At 39.3% G+C, this 18,052-nt stretch carries 18 protein-coding genes; 13 read left to right on the top strand and 5 right to left on the bottom strand.

Translation table 11 applies throughout. The features are described from left to right. Window positions 1–93: 93 nt before the first annotated feature. Genes GVV19_RS02855 through GVV19_RS02845 form a run of 3 tightly spaced genes read right to left on the bottom strand, consistent with a single transcriptional unit; the run spans window position 94 to window position 3,639 of the window. Window positions 94–1,410 (bottom strand): 6-phospho-beta-glucosidase, encoded by a 1,317-nt coding sequence (locus GVV19_RS02855; RefSeq protein ID WP_159645365.1) that lies wholly within the window; start codon window positions 1,408–1,410, stop codon window positions 94–96. Then, window positions 1,397–2,299 carry an ROK family protein gene (locus GVV19_RS02850; protein WP_159645363.1) on the bottom strand — a complete coding sequence of 301 codons (903 nt, stop codon included), beginning with the start codon at window positions 2,297–2,299 and terminating at the stop codon, window positions 1,397–1,399. The genes GVV19_RS02855 and GVV19_RS02850 overlap by 14 nt, the downstream gene beginning before the upstream one ends. A gap of 32 nt (window positions 2,300–2,331) precedes the next feature. After that, a complete protein-coding gene (locus GVV19_RS02845) occupies window positions 2,332–3,639 on the bottom strand; it encodes a PTS sugar transporter subunit IIC (protein ID WP_159635796.1) in 1,308 nt (435 codons plus the stop codon). Window positions 3,640–3,794: 155 nt separating this feature from the next. On the opposite strand from GVV19_RS02845, the gene GVV19_RS02840 reads away from it, so the two are divergent. From GVV19_RS02840 to GVV19_RS02785, 12 genes are all read left to right on the top strand, one after another. Further along, the gene (locus tag GVV19_RS02840; protein WP_159645361.1) at window positions 3,795–5,147 is read left to right on the top strand and encodes an aminotransferase-like domain-containing protein; all 1,353 of its coding nucleotides are present in this window, start codon (window positions 3,795–3,797) and stop codon (window positions 5,145–5,147) included. A 103-nt stretch (window positions 5,148–5,250) separates the two neighbouring features. Then, complete coding sequence (locus GVV19_RS02835) at window positions 5,251–6,069, top strand: MerR family transcriptional regulator (RefSeq protein ID WP_159639566.1); 819 nt, start codon at window positions 5,251–5,253, stop codon at window positions 6,067–6,069. Window positions 6,070–6,145: 76 nt separating this feature from the next. After that, window positions 6,146–7,174 (top strand): PTS transporter subunit IIC, encoded by a 1,029-nt coding sequence (locus GVV19_RS02830; protein ID WP_159639565.1) that lies wholly within the window; start codon window positions 6,146–6,148, stop codon window positions 7,172–7,174. Between the two features lie 12 nt (window positions 7,175–7,186). Beyond that, complete coding sequence (locus GVV19_RS02825) at window positions 7,187–8,170, top strand: D-isomer specific 2-hydroxyacid dehydrogenase family protein (protein ID WP_159639564.1); 984 nt, start codon at window positions 7,187–7,189, stop codon at window positions 8,168–8,170. A gap of 71 nt (window positions 8,171–8,241) precedes the next feature. Then, window positions 8,242–8,811: an Imm64 family immunity protein gene (locus GVV19_RS02820; RefSeq protein WP_159645359.1), complete on the top strand. Its 570-nt coding sequence runs from the start codon at window positions 8,242–8,244 to the stop codon at window positions 8,809–8,811. A gap of 104 nt (window positions 8,812–8,915) precedes the next feature. Further along, a complete protein-coding gene (locus tag GVV19_RS02815) occupies window positions 8,916–9,674 on the top strand; it encodes a hypothetical protein (RefSeq protein ID WP_159645356.1) in 759 nt (252 codons plus the stop codon). Window positions 9,675–9,755: 81 nt separating this feature from the next. Next, window positions 9,756–10,619: an HAD family hydrolase gene (locus GVV19_RS02810; RefSeq protein ID WP_159639561.1), complete on the top strand. Its 864-nt coding sequence runs from the start codon at window positions 9,756–9,758 to the stop codon at window positions 10,617–10,619. Between the two features lie 18 nt (window positions 10,620–10,637). Beyond that, on the top strand, window positions 10,638–11,561 hold the full coding sequence (locus GVV19_RS02805) for a DUF3137 domain-containing protein (RefSeq protein ID WP_159645354.1): 924 nt from the start codon (window positions 10,638–10,640) through the stop codon (window positions 11,559–11,561). A 2-nt stretch (window positions 11,562–11,563) separates the two neighbouring features. Further along, window positions 11,564–12,091 carry a LemA family protein gene (locus GVV19_RS02800; protein ID WP_159645352.1) on the top strand — a complete coding sequence of 176 codons (528 nt, stop codon included), beginning with the start codon at window positions 11,564–11,566 and terminating at the stop codon, window positions 12,089–12,091. 147 nt (window positions 12,092–12,238) lie between these two features. Next, complete coding sequence (gene spxB / locus GVV19_RS02795; RefSeq protein ID WP_159645350.1) at window positions 12,239–13,969, top strand: pyruvate oxidase; 1,731 nt, start codon at window positions 12,239–12,241, stop codon at window positions 13,967–13,969. A 90-nt stretch (window positions 13,970–14,059) separates the two neighbouring features. Beyond that, window positions 14,060–14,560, top strand: a complete 501-nt coding sequence (locus GVV19_RS02790; protein WP_159645348.1) for an FUSC family protein — start codon at window positions 14,060–14,062, stop codon at window positions 14,558–14,560. 143 nt (window positions 14,561–14,703) lie between these two features. Next, the gene (locus tag GVV19_RS02785; protein WP_159639556.1) at window positions 14,704–15,537 is read left to right on the top strand and encodes an undecaprenyl-diphosphate phosphatase; all 834 of its coding nucleotides are present in this window, start codon (window positions 14,704–14,706) and stop codon (window positions 15,535–15,537) included. Window positions 15,538–15,562: 25 nt separating this feature from the next. On the opposite strand, the gene GVV19_RS02780 is transcribed toward GVV19_RS02785, so the two are convergent. Continuing rightward, window positions 15,563–16,123, bottom strand: coding sequence for a CueP family metal-binding protein (locus GVV19_RS02780; protein WP_159645346.1), 561 nt, complete (start codon window positions 16,121–16,123; stop codon window positions 15,563–15,565). Between the two features lie 203 nt (window positions 16,124–16,326). On the opposite strand from GVV19_RS02780, the gene GVV19_RS02775 reads away from it, so the two are divergent. Then, window positions 16,327–17,640: a uracil-xanthine permease family protein gene (locus GVV19_RS02775; protein ID WP_159645344.1), complete on the top strand. Its 1,314-nt coding sequence runs from the start codon at window positions 16,327–16,329 to the stop codon at window positions 17,638–17,640. A 12-nt stretch (window positions 17,641–17,652) separates the two neighbouring features. On the opposite strand, the gene GVV19_RS02770 is transcribed toward GVV19_RS02775, so the two are convergent. Then, a complete protein-coding gene (locus GVV19_RS02770; RefSeq protein WP_159645341.1) occupies window positions 17,653–17,979 on the bottom strand; it encodes a hypothetical protein in 327 nt (108 codons plus the stop codon). Between the last annotated feature and the right edge of the window lie 73 nt (window positions 17,980–18,052).

Raw genomic sequence — 18,052 nt, 5'->3', positions numbered from 1 at the left:
CGTGGAAAACTAATGTGATGACAACCTTATAATAATTGGCTATCTTATGTAATAAAAAACTCTGTTTGTCGTAATGACGAAACAGAGTTTTTTTTATTTGAAGAATTGAGGTAGGTAAGCTTTATGAGCTTCTAACATCTCAAGAACAACTTCACGTGCCTTGTATGAACTTGGGCACAAGGGATTGCTGCTAAGTGCCGTGATGGCAAGGTCTGTATTTCCGGTGATGGCTGCTTCAATAGTCATTAGTTCAAAAGCCTTGATGTTTTGAACTGTTCCATTTATCGCAGGGCGTAGGGTTCCCACAGGAATTGGAACAGGTCCGTCTTTTGTGATGGTTGCAGCTACTTCGATAACAGTGTCTGAAGGAAGATTCGAGATGGCACCGTTATTTAACGTATTAACGTACTGAATGTCTTTACGATCATTGTAAATTGAATCTATTAAACTACATGCTGCATCAGAATAGTGCGCACCACCGCGTAATTCTAATTGTTTTGGTTTCACTGCAAGATTCACATCTTTGTATTGTTCGAATAATTCTGTTTCTAGTTTTTGAACAACTTCACCACGAACGGTTCCGTTCTTAAACTCTTCGATGTTCTTTGCTAATTGCTCTTGCGTGAAATAGTAGTAGTTGTGGTAAGGACATGGAATTGCGTTCAGTCCTTTGATAAATTCAGGCGTATACGCTAAGGTACTGAAGTTTTTCATTTCAAGGGTTTCAGAACCTTTTTGAATATATTTTTCGATGACTGCATCGAAGACGCTAGTGTTGTTATGGAGGATGTCAGTGATAAAGACATGATGGTTCAAACCACTCAATTGTAGCGTCAAAGCATCATAGTCGACGTCAAGAATCTTCGCAAAGTGGAACTTCATATCGACAGGCACATTACACAAACCGATAGTACGTTTAAAATCGGTATAACGAGTGATTGCTTCGGTAACCATTCCCGCTGGGTTCGTAAAGTTAATCATCCATGCATCTGGACAAAGCTCTTGAATATCTTTAACGATGTCCAAGATGACAGGAATCGTTCGAAAGGCTTTGAACATGCCTCCTGCACCATTGGTTTCTTGTCCAATCATGCCATGTGAGATTGGAATTCGCTCATCCAAGATACGGGCATCAATTTGACCGACCCGCATTTGGGTGGTTACAAAGTCCGCATCTCGCAATGCCTCGCGACGATCAAGGCTTAAAATGACTTTAATAGGTAGACCTGCTTTTTCAACCATGCGTTGCGCAAGTTTTCCAACAATTTCAAGTTTTTCTTTACCTTCTTCAATATCAACAAGCCATAATTCTGTGATTGGAAGTGAATCATAACGTAAGATGAAACCTTCAACGAGTTCAGGAGTATAACTGCTACCCCCTCCGATTGTAACGACTTTAAGCTTTTTCATGTTTTGTCACCTTCATCATAATATTGTAAGCAGCACCGACTTTTCCAGCATCATTGAATTGCTTGCAAACATCGATGTGCCAATGTTTGGAGTATTTGTTCATATGGGCCACTTGATCGCGAATATCATTAACGATTCGTGGGACTGCGCTTACACCGCCACCAATCAGTATTGTATCGGGATCAAGGGCAAAGCCGATGTTAAGAACACCGGTTGCCAGAGCCCGGATCCAGCGCTTATAGATAGCTTCAACATCTGGATCGCGTGCATCAAGCATTGCGAAGACTTTCTTACCGTCTAACGATTCGTAAGAAACATTTTTGGCATTTGCGACCATTTTAATCATGGGGATCGAAGCACTGGTTGCACTCATGATTTCGATATCTGCATAATCTTCGAATTCACGATGAATCATATATCCAAACTCTCCAGCAAAGAAATTACTGCCAGTGTAGAGTTCATGGTTCAAGATGATTCCACCACCGATACCACTGCCGATGGTAATGCAGACAAGGTTCCGTGCATCAACACCATTACCAATCCATTTTTCAGCTAAGGCCACACAGTTTGCATCATTTTCGATTACAATCTCAAATCCTGTGCGTGCCTTAAGAATGTCACTCAAGTTTGATCCCCCAATTACAGGGACCGCGCCACCCTCAATAATCGATTGGGTATCCGTATTGACACCACCGGGAATACTCAGTCCGACACCGTCAAGATCTGGGTACCCTTTAATAATATCAACAACTTGATTAACAAAATCGTCTAGAGACGTTTTGGGTGTAATACACTGACCTTGTTCGTCAACATAAGCAATACCCTTCTCATTGTAGACGCCATATTTAATAGAGCTGCCGCCAACATCTATTCCTAAAAATCGTTTCATAAAAATCTCCTATTTCTACGTTTGTGGAAACGTTAATCCATTTTATTTGCTAAGTTTACAAATGGAATATAAATAACTACTGATAAAGCTAATGTACAGATGGATAGGAAGGTGGCACTGAGACTTCCTCCTGTAGCTAAGAATGTATTCAGAATTGGTGGTACGACCCACGGTGGGGCAATGTAGACGCGTCCCGCAAATGGAATCACTGCGGTAAAGAACCAACCTATCGTAACCATAATCGGTGGAATAATAATAAATGGTATTGCAAGTACAGGATTCAAGACAATCGGTAATCCATAAATAACAGGTTCGTTAATTTGGAAGACACCTGGCATTAATGACAATTTCGCCAACTCTCGGTAATCTGCACGTTTTGAAACGATGAAGATTGCGATAATTAACGCTAACGTTGCTCCAGATCCTCCTGCCATTCCATAGAGATCAATAATATTTCGTGTGATTGCATTGGGTGCTTGCACACCGTGTACTAAGACTGCTTCAGCATTCTGTGATAGTGATGCAGAGTACATCGTATCAAGAACCGGTCCAACTATTAAGGAACCATGTAATCCAAAGAACCATAAAACCTGTGAAATAAGTGTAATTAAAATCAAGGTAAATGGTGATTGTCCAAGACTTGTAAGTGGAATTTGAATGGAAGTGTTAATAATATCTTTTAACGTTGTTCCAAGAACTGTTAACGTAAGATATGAGAAGATTCCAAACATAAACATGACAACACCAGCTGGGATAACGGCACTAAATGCACGTGATACTGCGGGTGGAACTTGTTCTGGCATTTTAATAACCCAACCCTTACGATTCATAAACATAAAGACTTCAGTTGATACAATCGCAACAATAATACCTGTGAAAATCGCTTCTGAGTTGAACGATGTCCATGATACTGTTCCCCATGCAGCATCAGGTCCTGCTTGTTGTGGTAGTAGCATAAAGTATGAAACAACTGCGAGAACACCTGCAGTGAGTGAGTCTTGTTTGTCAAATTCCGCAAGTTTATACGAAATCGTAAATACTGTAAATACAATTCCTAATGCGAGCGATCCCCACCAAATTTGGTTTGAAATCGGTAATAATACACTGTCGAAAAACGGCTGTATATTTTCTGCATAGAAAGACCATTTATTCAATGATGCACCGAATAGTGATGTTGGTGTGAGGAGGATTTCCTTAACCATAATGTTAAGCGCTCCAAACATGCTAATAGGCATAATAGCAATAAAACCATCACGAAGTGCAACTAAATAACGAAGGTTACTTAATTTCACTGCTATTGGAAGAAATTTATCTTCCAACCATTTCATGATTAATCCCATCTAATTTTCTCCTTATCGATGTAGCACTGACTAACTCGGCCGTTGTTAGCCCTTACACCACATACTATAGCCGAGTGAAATTACCACATCAAGAATAGGAATATGCAACTGTACTGGTACAAAAATGTGGTATGATAAGGCAAATGGAGATAACTATGAAACGATATGAACAAATAGTATTTGATATAAAACAGGAAATTGGGGATGGTTATTTATTGTATGGAGATAAATTGCCCTCGCTTCATGAAATGATGAAACGGTATGCCTGTAGCAAGGGAACAGTTCTCAAAGCTTATGATACCCTTCGGAATGAACACATCATTTATGCAAAAGCACAAAGTGGTTATTATGTCGCAAATGATCTGCAACAGTACCAGCATGATGAGAACATTGCGTACGATCTAAGTTCGGGGAATCCAGTAGTTGATGCATTTTCAATCACCGAAGCAAAACATGTTTTAAATGTTGCGTTAGAATCGTATCGGAAGAGTTCGCTTGAACAAGAGATTCGAGGCGTCCTCTCACTAACCCGTTTGTTGGCAGATTATCTCAATGATTTTCATATTTATACCAAACCCCGCAATATTTTTCTCACGCAAGGTGTAATTCAAATGTTGACGTTGTTTACGCAAATGACCTTTCCCAATCACAAAACTAAAATTTTGGTTGAATCACCAACTTTTTCATTTGCGAATAAGCTTTTACATAGTCATGGTGCAACCGTCTTGACAATCGCCCGCGACGAAAATGGTCTGGATATGGACTACTTGGAACTACTTTTCAAAACGGAGCCTATAAAATTTTTTTATGTCGTACCCCGCAATCATAACCCATTGGGGACAATACTCCCTGCAAGCCAACGCCGCCGTATTATGGAATTAGCCCACCGTTATGATGTTTATATTATTGAAGATGACTATTTTAATGACTCCTTTCATATTCCCAAATACGAACCTCTTTATTATTATGCTAATTTTGATAAATGTGTTTATCTCAAAAGTTACTCAAAACTCTTTCCTTTTATAAGAATTGGTTATGCGGTTGTTTGCGATGCTTTGCTTGAGACATTTAAAGAAGCTATCGAGCACTCTTATTTTACATCCTACCAAATGCCATCTTTAGTCTCACAAGCAACACTTGAAGCCGCTATTCGAAGTGATATTCTCCAAAACAACGCTGGGACATTATCCGATCGCTTGCATGAAAAAATCAAGACCTTAAATATGATTACCCGAAAATGGGATTCGACGATAGCAAGGCACCTCCCAGCCCAATCGGGATATTATTCCACTATTTTTGTTAACGAATTGATTGATGTTGATGTGGTAATTGCGAAACTAAAACAACAAACTATTAGTGTCTCTTCAATTGAAAAATCGTATTACCATCCCCATGAAAATAAAAAAGGCATTCGCATAACGATCACACGTATTACGAATGCCCAACTCGATCATGCACTCAATGCAATCTATAAGACTTTATGCGAAAGCATGCCCACCCCCAAATAGAAAGAAACGAAGCCATACCTATAAAAAAATTCAATCAGTGATTTCCACTGCCTAACGGCATGACCTGTTAAAATTAAGGTGTGAGTTCGATGAGGTATCAACTATGGAACGACTCTTTATGATTACCGAAGTTGCTCAACTTCACAGCATCAGTAAAAAAACATTGCTTTATTATGATCGTATCGGTTTGTTTGTCCCCAAACAAATTGATGAGGATACAGGATATCGCTACTATGTCCGCGAACAGTTTCCGTATCTTAAACAAATTATATACTTAAAAGATTTAGGATTTACGCTGGTAGAGATTGGTGAGCTCCTTGAAAATCGAAACATGACAATGCTGATCACAGAACTAGAACGGCGATTACAAGAGGTTACGCTAGAAATGGATGCGTTGCGTCGTAAAAAGGATGACCTAAGGTACCTCCTTGATTTCTACAAACAAGCCGATTTAGTAGATGAAAGAGACTTGTACCGTCCCAATATTAAGTTTTTCAAAGACCGTGAGTTTGCGGTGGAGTATGCCAACCCCGAAGAAAAATCACTGGGAGTCATGCTTGCATACCGACGAATTTTGAAAACTTTGAATACTTTGAACAAATTTTCACAAATGCCATATGGTACCGTTTCAGTACAGGATGATGATAATAAATCCGAAACGTACGCTAAAATAGGAGCGTTTATTGAACTACCCGAAAGCATCGAGAATATTGATAAAATATACGCAAAGGGCGGTAAATATGCGTGTATGTACAAAAAAGGCGGTTACTTTGACGAAAAATCAGTTCAAATGCTATCCGATTGGTGTCTCGAAAACGGGTATCAACCGATCGGCAATTTCTATGATTTTAGCCTCATCGATTACACATTTGTGAATGCTGATGCAGAAATGATTCAAGAAATTCAAGTTCGAATTGTTTAAGAACGATTGTCCATGCCCTAAGGGAATGCCTTAACATTGTTTGTGAAGACAATAACAATTGTCGCCAGGAGGGCATATGGAAAAGGAAAGTTTTAAATCGTTTATCAATAAAGTATTGACAGGAATGAGCGTCGGTATCGTCGTTGCATTAATTCCTGGTGCGCTATTAGGGGAAGTAGCAAAAGCACTAAACTGGACTGAAGTTGTTAATATAACAACTATCGCAACACGCTTACTTGCAGTCATTATGGGACTCACAATTGCAATGCAATTCAAATTAACACCAATTCAATCAGCAACACTTGCGATTACAACGGCCATCGGATCAGGTGCCTTTGTATTCAAAGACGGCATGCTCGCATTAGTAGGAATCGGGGATGTCATTAACGCTGGAATTGTTGCAGGAATTGCAGTTTACGTTATGCAATTAATTGGAAGTCGTTTCAAGGCATACTCAATTCTCTTAATTCCAACAATCGTCACTGTTGGTGTTGGTGGACTTGGTTTAGTTATGTTGCCTTATGTAGCATCTGTTACAGGATTTGTAGGAGCAATGGTTAATAGCTTTACAAGCTTTACACCAATCGTTGCAGGAATTCTTATTTCAATTACATTCGCTGTTATGATCGTGTCACCACTCTCAACAGCAGGTGTTGCAATGGCAATTTCACTAACAGGTGTTGCCTCAGGCGCTGCAAACTTAGGAATTTGTGCTGCTGGATTTGGCCTTGCTGTTGCAGGATTTAGTGTTAATGGATTTGGAACCAGCATTGCACACTTCTTAGGATCACCTAAAATGCAAATGGCAAACATGATTAAAAAACCAAAAATGATGTTACCTATTATTCTAAATGCAGCCGTTACCGGTGCCGTCGCAGGCTTACTGATGATTCAAGGTACACCTGCAAGTGCTGGATTTGGTATTAGTGGATTAATTGGACCAATTAATCACTTAAATATAGTTGGCTATGGTATAGATCAATTATTGATTGCAGTTGTTGCATTCGTTGTTGTACCAGTTGCCATGAGCTATGTATCAACCTATATTTTTGAAAAGAAACTAAAAATGGTTGAACCACAAGATTACTTTGTAGATTTCAAATAAGGAGATAAAAACATGAAAATTTTAGCATACGCAGTCCGTCCCGATGAGATCGCTGCATTTCACCAATTTGAGGCATCGATGGGACTCGAAATAACATATATTAATGAACAATTAGGCATGAGTAATGTCGCACAAAGTGAAGGCTTTGAAGCAGTCACATTTTTAGGAAACTGTGATGCAAGCCGCCCTGTGCTTGAAGCCTTAAAAGCAAACGGCGTTAAATTCTTAGCATCACGAAGTGCAGGCTTCAACAATGTCGATATGGAAGCACTCAAAGAACTTGGACTTCGCTTTTCAAATGCAACCTATTCACCATACTGTGTTGCGGACTTTACCGTAATGCTTATCTTGATGTCGATTCGCAACATGAAAACAATGATGCTACGTGGTGCTGCACATGACCATTCATTAGCAGGACTTCAAGGAAAAGAGATGCACAACTTAACATTTGGTGTTGTTGGAACAGGACGCATTGGTGCAGCAGTTGTTGAAAACTTAAGCGGATTCAATGGTCGAATTTTAGCATATGATGTTTATGAAAATGCATCAATTAAAGATAAAGTAAGCTATGTACCATTAGAAACATTACTTCAAGAAGCAGATGTTATTACACTTCATACACCATTACTTGATAGTACATACCACCTTATCAACAAAGAAACATTAGCAATGACAAAACCAGGTGTCGCAATTATTAACTGTGCACGTGCTGAACTCATTGATACGGATGCTTTAATTGAAAGTATTGAATCGGGTCATGTTGGTGCTTGTGGATTGGATGTCTTCCCCAATGAAATTGGAATAGTCCATACAGACTTACGAAATAAAACATATGCAAACCACCACCTTGCGATTCTTAACAGTCACAAGAATGTCATCGTAACTCCACATTCAGCATTCTATACAGATCAAGCGGTGTCTGATATGGTCGAAGTGGCACTTGCATCTTTAAAATCATTCAACACAACAAATGAAAGTCCAAACGAAATTCGTTAAACTCCAAGTATTTTAATTGGGGATAAACTTAAAGCGTGATATAATGCTTTGAGTAGAAATGAGGATTGATGATGGATACATTTATTGGATTAGGAATTGTAATTGAGAATGATGATAACCTCATGATTGAAGTGGAAAATACGTTGGACCTATTAAATGAGTATGCAGATAATATTATGCTAACCTACCCGCACGAGGGCAATACAGATGATTGGCGTACAGATTCTTTTGAAGGAAAACTGAATGAGATGATTGAAGGCTTATCGTACCGTACCGCTTATGCAGATATGGAACTAATTTTGGGAAATGAGGTCTATGAGGCACGGTTATCAATGTCTAACGAAGGTACCGTGACAGTCTTGAAATTTGAAATAAGCGATCGTGATGTGTTTCATGATCGAACATTTGAAGACTTAGAACGCGTAACGCAAATCTTTACAGAGTTTATCCGTACAATTGATCGCAATGTTCATCACAGTTATATTTTCTGTGACAACGAGGCTGACTTTTTGTACAAAAAAGAACGCCTAATCGAAGTTGGATACAATCCATATGCAATCATAAAAATGGGAGATCGAGATGTTGCTTATGCAGCATGGTATCTCGATGGCTTCACAGAACGCAATCAATCGATACATTAACCCTTGAGTTATCAAGGGTTTTTTTATGTCGTTAAGTGACATTTTTGTTCGCGTACGCCAACGCCAAGAAGCGTATACTAGTCATACAGGAGGTAATGCTCAATATGAAAAAAATAATGGCATTATTATTAGTCGGACTTGCACTTGCAGGATGCAGCGCAAAACCCGCAGACTTCAATAAAGTCGAAGTCTTCAACAAAGCTCTCGAAAATCATCGCTCCCACGAATTAATTGACGTAACAGCATCTACAGATTTTCAAATAAATCTTGGTGATGTTAAAGAAACCTTAACAGGATCCGCAACGTATGCAGGAAATAAAAATTTTGAAGGTGCCCAAGATTTACAATTCATTGCAACCTTTAAAATCGGTAAAAACGACATTAATATGGAATCAAAAATGTACGCCAAAGATGGTGTTGGATATATTGAAAACCCAATGTCAGAACCGGTGAAGTTTAAAATTAATGAGGTTGCATCAAATAATGAGTTTAGCCAATTATCTAACTTAATGAACCTAACAGATTTAAATGAGTTTAAGTTCACTGAAGAGTCGCTCAATGGAATGATTGCAACTAAGACAGCGGATGGCTATACCTTTACAGTAACAGGTATGGAAACCGAAGTTGTGAAAGCGATGGAAGAAGCTATGAATGTTCCGGAAGCAGAAGCGGTTAAGATCAAAGATGTTAAATTTGATATGACAATTTCTGACACATTTGAATTTAAAACATTGGATGTTGCGGTGACCGTCGAGTCTGAAGGCGAAACAGTGACCACAAACGTCAAGGTTGTTTATAACGGTTATGATGACGCTGTCAAATTAGATTTCCCGGACTTCGGAAAATTTAAACCAGTAGCATAAAGTAGACTCGCGAAAGCGAGTCTTTTTCGAGAGTATCGAAAAATGTGAAAAAGTGATAAAATAAACCTAGAGAGGTGAACTATGAAACGAAAACCTGAAGATAGACCAGTTGTAGCCATTTGCTATGACTTTGATAAGACGTTAACCCCTGATGATATGCAAGCCCAAGGCTTCATCCAGTCGATTGGGTATGATGTTAAGGACTTCTGGACCGAAGTCAATGAGATGGCCAAAACTTTTGAAATGGATACCAACTTGTCCTACATGTACAAAATGATGGAGGCTTCACGAGGAAAACATATCTTTAATCGTGAGAGTTTGCTCGATTATGGGTCGAAAATTGAATTGTTTCCGGGCGTAGAACAATGGTTTGATCGCATTGATCAATATGGTGATCTTATGGGTATCGACATTGAGCATTACATTATTTCTTCTGGATTAAAAGAAATGATTGAAGGTACAGTATTGGGCGAAAGAGGTGTGTTCAAACGTATCTATGCAAGTTCGTTTTTTTACGATGAGAATGGACTCGCAGTATGGCCAGCTCAAGCAATAAATTATACGAATAAAACACAGTTTTTATTTCGAATTGAAAAAGGCGTTCTGGATGTTAACGATGCTGAAGTAAACAGTTATTACAAACCAGGAGAGCATCGTATTCCATTTACGAATATGATTTATATTGGAGATAGCGATACGGATATTCCATGCATGCGTCTTGTTAATATGAATGGTGGTCACTCCGTCGGTGTCTATAATCCAATGACGAAAGATAAAGAAAAGGTCTTCCGAATGATTAACGAGCACCGTATTCGTTACTTTACAGCAGCGGATTACCGTGGGGGTCAAGAGTTAGACCTTTTGGTCAAAAGCATTATCAATAAAATAAGTATGGATGCGGTCCTCAATGTGTTGCATTATGAAGACCAAGAAGAAGCAAAATAACGAAGACGAGGTCCAACTATGAATATCGATGAGATCAACAAAAAGCTAAAACCGCTTCGAGATGAAGTTACTCGAACACTTTTTGTGACGGGTGGTTTGATGCTTGGTGTTACGATTTTTATGCTTTTGGCATCAAACACACGGTCCAAAGATCCGTTTAGTCCGAGTTCATCATCGTTTGCAATGTTTGCATTTATCATCTGGATGCTAATACTTCTAGCAATCACCAATTTTCTTGTACAACCCAAGATTCGGGTCTATAAAGAAAAAGCAAAAATTCTGGTCAATAAAACCTTATTTGAGACAGCCTTTACGAATGTTGATTATGTTCCAACACAAGGATTTGATCAGGATGCGATGCAACAGTTAGGAATTATGGAAACGGGCAATCGCTACAGAACCAATGACTTTGTGCGGGGTGAGTATAACGGCATTACGTTTGAGCGTGCCGATGTGTTGTCGGAAAATGTTACAAATAATGGAAAAACGTCAACGACGGAAACATATTTCCATGGACAAGTTATTATGTTTGATTTTCATAAAGATACGACAGGTTATATTCGGATACGCGATGCTGGTTGGTTCAATAAATTTACAGATGGACCACGTACGGACGATTCTCGCAAAATAAAATTTGAAGATGATCGTTTCAACAAACAATGGGCAACGTTTACCAATAATGAACAAGAAGCGTATCGTGTGTTTACGCCCCATTTTATGGAAAAAATCAATGAGTTTCGTGCCCGTTTGGGCTATGAATTAAGTATGGTTGTAAAAGATGGCGTTGTTTATTTAGGAATTTATTCATCACACGATGTGATGGAACCGAGTGTGTATACTGATGTTGATGAAGGGTACGTTAAAGAAATTGCTCAAGAAATTGCGACCATTCAGTACATTATCGACACACTGACGGAAAACAAAGAATACTTTAGGGGGTAGTGATGGAAATTATAGGCGTAATCTTATTAATGATTGGTGCTTGGATGATCTATATTTTTAATGCAATCGTTTCATCCTCAAACCAAGTATTAGAAGCATCTTCGGGTGTGGATGTTGCGTTATCCAAACGCTATAATTTAATTCCCAATCTTGTGGAAACGGTAAAAGGCTATGCTTCCCACGAGCGTGCTATTTTTGAGGATGTTGCTGCCTTAAGAACGATTCCTGTAACCAATCGTGCCGCATATGATCAAGATGTTGTTGCGGTCCAGTCGCAATTGCTAGCCCTTGCTGAAAGTTATCCTGAGCTTAAAGCGGACCAACAATTCCTTAATCTTCAACGTGGATTGACGGATGCGGAGGAGCATATTCAAGCGGCTCGCCGTTTATATAATCATAAAGTTGAAGCGCTCAATTCAACAATAGATACGTTTCCAGGTAATCTTGTTAATCTTCTTGCGAAGCGTGAACGTGCCGCATTCTTTGAAGCAGAATCACAAAGCCGAAATAATCCACACATAAACTGGTAAGACGCGATTGCGTCTTTTTTTGTTACCGAAAGGGGGAGTTCTTATACGAAAACATGACGTTTGTGCCTTATATGAAGGTGTTAAGGACATGTGTCATTTAAAAACACTATATTTTGATACCATACTTTTATCAGGAGGAACAAATTTATGAAAAAAATTCAAGCAGCAGAAGCAATGGTACGGATATTAACAGAATGGGGCGTTGATCACATTTACGGTATTCCCGGAAGTTCAACGAATTCATTAATGCGTGCCTTAAAAATTTACGAAGACAAATTACAATATATTCAAGTTCGACATGAAGAAGCGGGTGCCCTTGCCGCAAGTGTTGATGCGAAACTAACAGGGAAAATTGGTGTATGTTTTGGATCAGGTGGTCCAGGTCATACACACTTAATTAATGGTATGTACGATGCCAAATTTGATCGTGTTGCGATGTTGGTCATCACGGGTTCGACGCATACTCGTAATTTAGGAACGGATTATTTCCAAGAGATGGATCCCGTACCGCTCTATTCCGATGTGTCTGTATTTAATCGATTTGTTACGGAGGCAGAACAATTGCCCTTTGTAATTGATAATGCGATTCGGACTGCATATCGCGAAAACGGTGTAGCCATCGTCCATGTTCCCGTCGATGTAGGTTACACAGAAATTGACGATAACTATATTTCTAGTGCCAATGCATTTGAAAAAGCATATCCCCAACATCGTGCGGTTGATATTGATAAAGCAGTGCACTTAATTCAAGAAGCGAAGCGTCCTGTTATATTTGCAGGACGGGGAACGCATCACGCTCAAGATGAGTTACGTGAACTCTCTGAAAAATTTGCGATGCCCGTTGTCCTCACATTTTTAGGTAAAGGTGCAATGCCTGATGCGCATCCTAACATGATGGGACAATTAGGGCGATTGGGTTCAAAGTCATCCAATGAAGCGATTCAAGATACCGATTTAATTGTGATGGTAGGGGCAGAGTATCCTTTTGGGCGTGAAATGTTCCCCCAAGATATCAAATCCATTCAAATCAATATTGATCCCAAAACAATTGGGAAACGTTTACCTGCTACGGTGGGGATACTTGGAGACTCTAAGGCAGTGATGCGCGAGATTATTGAAAAAGGACAGGCAATAGCACCAACTCAATGGTTGAAAGCAAATCAAATTAACCGAAAGAATTGGTTAGACTGGATTCATCATTTTGAAAATGATCTATCGGTTCCGATGCGTCCAGAACCGATAATGAAAGCGTTGAATGAAACTGCGGATGATGATGCGATATTTATTGTTGATGTTGGGAATAATGTTATCTTGTCATCCCGTGAACTCATGTTTACAGGAAAACAAAAACTTACGACTTCAGGTATCTTTGCAACGATGGGGATAGGAACACCAGGCGGGATTGCAGCGCGTCTTAGTTATCCCGAACGTGAAGTTTACACCCTAAGTGGTGATGGTGCATTTGCAATGATGATGCAAGAATACATGACTCAGTTAAAATATAACTTGCCAATGGTAAATATTGTTATTTGTAATGAATCGTATGGCTTCATACAAGTTGCCCAAGAAATGGAAAACAACGATACCCTTGGTGTTGATTTAACACCAATGGATTATGCCAAATTTGCGGAAGCATGCGGTGGTGTGGGTTATCATGTCGAAACATACGATGAACTTATGGATGCACTCACGAAGTCGAAAGGTACTCAAGTTCCGGTGATAATTGACGTAAAGGTTGCAAATGTACGTCACCTTCCGGCTCATGCTATTGTTCTGGATGAGTCTTTGTATTCGAAAGAAGAAGTGGCGACATTTAAAGAAAAATATGAAGTCTTTGGGATGCCAGTGTTACGTGAAATACTAAAAGATTTGAATTAAAAAAGGAAAGCAGGGAAACCTGCCTTTTTTGTCCAAATGGCACTAAGTCAAAAAAAGGTTGTGGTATACTAGTATTAACGAGGTGCATCTATGAAAAAGTATATTCCCGGACTCCGGATTGTGAAAACAACCATTGCAGTTTTTATTTGTTTAATCATTGCTTATATGGTTGGTTATGATACGCCCTTTTATGCAGCGATTGCGGCTGTATTGATAATGAAAACAACACCAGAGCATTCCGTTACGCATGGAATAAACCGTGTGAAAGGAACTGTTTTTGGAGGGACTTTGGGTGGTGTTTTTCTGGTAACAACATTTTACTTTGGCATACGTCCCAATACAATGCCGTATATTTTACTTGTAACATTGGTGCTTTTTGGAGACATGACAATGGCGAAAGTGTTGAATTTTAGCGAATATGCAACCTCAATGTCAGCGATTTTGGTGCTTTCAGTCCTCATGTCACACAACCAAAGTCTTGATGGTATGTTGATTTACATGGTATCGCGTGTTGTGGAAACGGTGATTGGAATTATTGTTTCCTTAATTGTTAATAGCCAGATTCAGCCTAAGCAAGTGACACACAAATAAAACTCAGAATATTCACATTACAATAAAAACATGACGCTGATAGGGCGTCATGTTTTAAGTTTCCACGAAATTTCAAGTGAAGCAAGGAACTGATTCTAAATATATGGTAAAATAACGAAGTATGGAAATTACCAGGAGGCAATATGGAATATATTATCGAAATTTTAAAAGCCATCTTCTTGGGAATTGTGGAAGGTGTTACTGAATGGTTGCCAATCAGTAGTACAGGTCATATGATTCTCGTTGATGAATTTTTAAAATTAAACGTATCACCTGAGTTTATGAGTTTATTCTTGGTGGTAATTCAGTTGGGGGCAGTATTGGCCGTTGTATTAATCTACTGGCATAAGCTGAATCCGTTTAAATCTAAAAATGGAAAACTACACGTTGAACCAGAAATTATGTCAATGTGGATGAAAATTGTCTTTGCATGTTTACCTGCAGCAATTATTGGAATTTTATTTGATGATGTGTTTGAAGCACTCTTCTACAATCCCGTAACGGTTGCTATCATGCTCATTCTATTCGGAATTTTCTTCATTGTGGTGGAAAATCGCAATGTAGGTCGTAAACCTAAAGTTACGAAGATCTCACAGATTACGTACCAAACAGCAATGATTATTGGACTTTTCCAATTAATCGCAGCCGTCTTCCCAGGAACATCACGTTCAGGGGCAACGATCGTTGGGGCATTGCTCATTGGCGTGTCACGTGTTGTCGCAGCGGAGTTTACTTTCTTCATGTCAATTCCTGTCATGTTTGGTGCAAGTTTACTCAAGATTGTAAAAATAGGATTCAACTTTACATTAATGGAGTATATTATCCTCTTTACAGGTATGGCAACAGCATTTATCGTCTCAGTGATTGTCATTAAACTTTTACTTGGATATATCAAAAAGAACGATTTCAAAGTCTTTGGATACTACCGCATTGTCTTGGGACTCATCGTACTCGCGTATTTCCTATTAATCAAATAAAAAAGCTCCTGACGGAGTCTTTTTTTTATACTAACTTAAGTGTGGTGAGGCATGTGCCGTCTGTATCTTGTGTTGTGAATGTGGTTGTAGCACTTTGGTCAAAGTAAGTAACTGTGATGGTTGCCTCAATATCACGAGGTAACCAAATACCTGCAAAACCGTTTGCCGCTGTTTCCACCGTATCCTCGAAAAGTACCGTGCCATTATCTTGGGTTACTAGAACTTCGAATTCACGTTTGGGTAGTTCACCTTGGCAACCTGTTGGAACATGATTAAAGCAGGGATGTGTTTGCTCCATATAGGGTGCAAATGAGAGGTAAAAGTCTTCGTTATCAAGATCAATATTGATACTATCTTTATCATTCTGGAGGCTTAAAGTTGAAGGGGAGATTTGTGCTTGTAAATCAGCTGGTTTATTGGGGTTGGATTCTAGGTAATTCACTAATGATTGAGTATCCATAGACTCCAGTTGATAGTTCGCTAAGAATTCAGCTTGAGTTGGTTTGTTTGATCCCCATAAGAACCACGCACCGACAAATACAAAAGTAAATGTTGTGATTGCAATAAGTGTTTTTTTATATTTCATATCTAATTCCTCGTTTCAATTTAGTTAAGTGTATGGTATACTGACCATAGTATAGGTCCTTTAAGTCAAGACAGAGAGCTTGATAAGGTACGCAAATCTTCGCTTACAATCTTTTTGTGAGGCTGGCTACCGATAACTTAAAGGCACTCTAGGGTGTCTTTTTATATGGAACCGTACACTACAAAGGAAAGAGGAAGATTTTTATGGAGAAGCAGTCATTGTTAATTGGAATCTCGGAGAAACCAAAAACAAAACTCGAGTGGTTTGTATTAAGTGTTCAACACGTCTTTGCAATGTTTGGAGCGACAATTTTAGTCCCAATTCTAACGGGATTAGATGTCGGGGTGTCGCTTGTTGCAAGTGGTATAGGAACCTTAATCTACATTGTTTGTACAGGAGCTAAAGTTCCAGTTTATTTAGGAAGTAGCTTTGCATACATTTCAAGTATCGCAACTGCAATCGCCGTAACCGGTGGTCCAGAAAGCGCGTATGTAGGCTTAATGACCGTCGGTCTTATTTATGTATTAATTGCATTTATCATTTCATTTACAGGTTCAGCATGGATTCGTAAATTATTGCCACCAGTAGTTATTGGTCCAATGATCATGATCATTGGATTGTCACTTGCACCAACCGCAGTTCAAGAAACAGGACTTATGGGTATCGATATCTTGCTTGAACAAGGGAAATATGTTGGTGTTGCAGGTGCGGCGTGGAAAGTGCCGTTAGTGGCTTTCATCACCTTCGCAACAGTTGTGGTAATCTCGATGCGTGGAAAAGGCTTCTTGCAAATTGTCCCATTCTTAATCGCTATTGTTGTTGGATACATTTCAGCCGTGGTCTTAGGTTTGGTCGATCTATCACAGGTCTTTACTGGATATTCGTTCTTCCAAATTCCAAACTTTAAATTTGTGGGTTCGTATCAACTCGATTTCTCATCAGTCGTTGCCTTTGCGCCACTTGCACTCGTAACGATTGCGGAACACATTGGTGATCACATCGTGTTAGGGGAAATCGTTGATGAAGATTTCCTTGAAACACCAGGTCTCAGTAAAACAATTCTGGGTGATGGTATCGCAACATTTGTATCCGCTGCAATAGGTGGACCGGCAAATACAACTTACGGTGAAAACACAGGTGTTATTGCGATGACACGTGTCGGTTCGGTTTGGGTTATCGGTCTAGCGGCTATCATTGCGATTTGTCTGGGCTTCCTTGGTTATGTACAAGCATTTATCTCAAGTATTCCTTGGGCAGTAATTGGTGGTATGACAATCATTCTTTATGGATTGATTGCATCCAATGGCGTCAAAGTACTCATCAAAGATCGAACTGATCTCGGAAATATGAAAAACTTAGTGATTGTCTCAACCATGCTGGTAATTGGCTTGGGTGGTGCAACTTTAAAAATAACACCGCAGACAACTTTAAGTGGTATGAGCTTAGCAGCCATTTGTGGTATCGTGTTAAACCTTGTGCTCAGCACACTTGAATCGAAAAAAGTAATCTTGGATTAACCAAGATTTTTTTTATTGATTCCAACCGCGATGTGTCCCATTCGAGTTACGTCCGTTATCATGGCATCGTTCACCACGGGATTCGCGCCACTGTTGTGCTTCTTCGGATGTTCTCATGGAATCATCGTTTCCATTGCGGTGCATACCGCGATGTCCATCATGATTCATAGGATGATCCTCATTATGGTGTCCCCATGATCCATCACGAACGTCTTGGGTTGGTGTCGTTGAATCTGGGGTTGTTGTCGAATCGGCAGCAAAAATAGCGTTCATGGACAATGCACTACCAATAAAGAGTGCCCCCACTCCAGCAATAACTTTCAGTTTTGAATGTTTCATGTGCTTCATTCCTCCTTACACCACCATCCTAACAAGTAATTATGACGAAACCATGACAAATATGACGAAAATA

The organism is Erysipelothrix anatis, assembly GCF_009828745.1.
GTDB lineage: Bacteria > Bacillota_I > Bacilli_A > Erysipelotrichales > Erysipelotrichaceae > Erysipelothrix > Erysipelothrix anatis.
Note: the sequence above shows the minus strand (reverse complement) of the source record. Positions and strands in the feature narration are given on the sequence as shown.

Excerpts from the sequence above, each read along its gene's own strand:
- GVV19_RS02810 (WP_159639561.1), top strand. The coding sequence starts at position 9,756 with ATGAAACGAAAACCTGAAGATAGACCAGTTGTAGCCATTTGCTATGAC.
- GVV19_RS02840 (WP_159645361.1), top strand. The coding sequence starts at position 3,795 with ATGAAACGATATGAACAAATAGTATTTGATATAAAACAGGAAATTGGG.
- spxB (WP_159645350.1), top strand. The coding sequence starts at position 12,239 with ATGAAAAAAATTCAAGCAGCAGAAGCAATGGTACGGATATTAACAGAA.
- GVV19_RS02775 (WP_159645344.1), top strand. The coding sequence starts at position 16,327 with ATGGAGAAGCAGTCATTGTTAATTGGAATCTCGGAGAAACCAAAAACA.
- GVV19_RS02825 (WP_159639564.1), top strand. The coding sequence starts at position 7,187 with ATGAAAATTTTAGCATACGCAGTCCGTCCCGATGAGATCGCTGCATTT.
- GVV19_RS02805 (WP_159645354.1), top strand. The coding sequence starts at position 10,638 with ATGAATATCGATGAGATCAACAAAAAGCTAAAACCGCTTCGAGATGAA.
- GVV19_RS02830 (WP_159639565.1), top strand. The coding sequence starts at position 6,146 with ATGGAAAAGGAAAGTTTTAAATCGTTTATCAATAAAGTATTGACAGGA.
- GVV19_RS02800 (WP_159645352.1), top strand. The coding sequence starts at position 11,564 with ATGGAAATTATAGGCGTAATCTTATTAATGATTGGTGCTTGGATGATC.
- GVV19_RS02850 (WP_159645363.1), bottom strand. The coding sequence starts at position 2,299 with ATGAAACGATTTTTAGGAATAGATGTTGGCGGCAGCTCTATTAAATAT.
- GVV19_RS02815 (WP_159645356.1), top strand. The coding sequence starts at position 8,916 with ATGAAAAAAATAATGGCATTATTATTAGTCGGACTTGCACTTGCAGGA.
- GVV19_RS02780 (WP_159645346.1), bottom strand. The coding sequence starts at position 16,123 with ATGAAATATAAAAAAACACTTATTGCAATCACAACATTTACTTTTGTA.
- GVV19_RS02770 (WP_159645341.1), bottom strand. The coding sequence starts at position 17,979 with ATGAAACATTCAAAACTGAAAGTTATTGCTGGAGTGGGGGCACTCTTT.
- GVV19_RS02820 (WP_159645359.1), top strand. The coding sequence starts at position 8,242 with ATGGATACATTTATTGGATTAGGAATTGTAATTGAGAATGATGATAAC.
- GVV19_RS02785 (WP_159639556.1), top strand. The coding sequence starts at position 14,704 with ATGGAATATATTATCGAAATTTTAAAAGCCATCTTCTTGGGAATTGTG.
- GVV19_RS02790 (WP_159645348.1), top strand. The coding sequence starts at position 14,060 with ATGAAAAAGTATATTCCCGGACTCCGGATTGTGAAAACAACCATTGCA.
- GVV19_RS02835 (WP_159639566.1), top strand. The coding sequence starts at position 5,251 with ATGGAACGACTCTTTATGATTACCGAAGTTGCTCAACTTCACAGCATC.
- GVV19_RS02855 (WP_159645365.1), bottom strand. The coding sequence starts at position 1,410 with ATGAAAAAGCTTAAAGTCGTTACAATCGGAGGGGGTAGCAGTTATACT.
- GVV19_RS02845 (WP_159635796.1), bottom strand. The coding sequence starts at position 3,639 with ATGGGATTAATCATGAAATGGTTGGAAGATAAATTTCTTCCAATAGCA.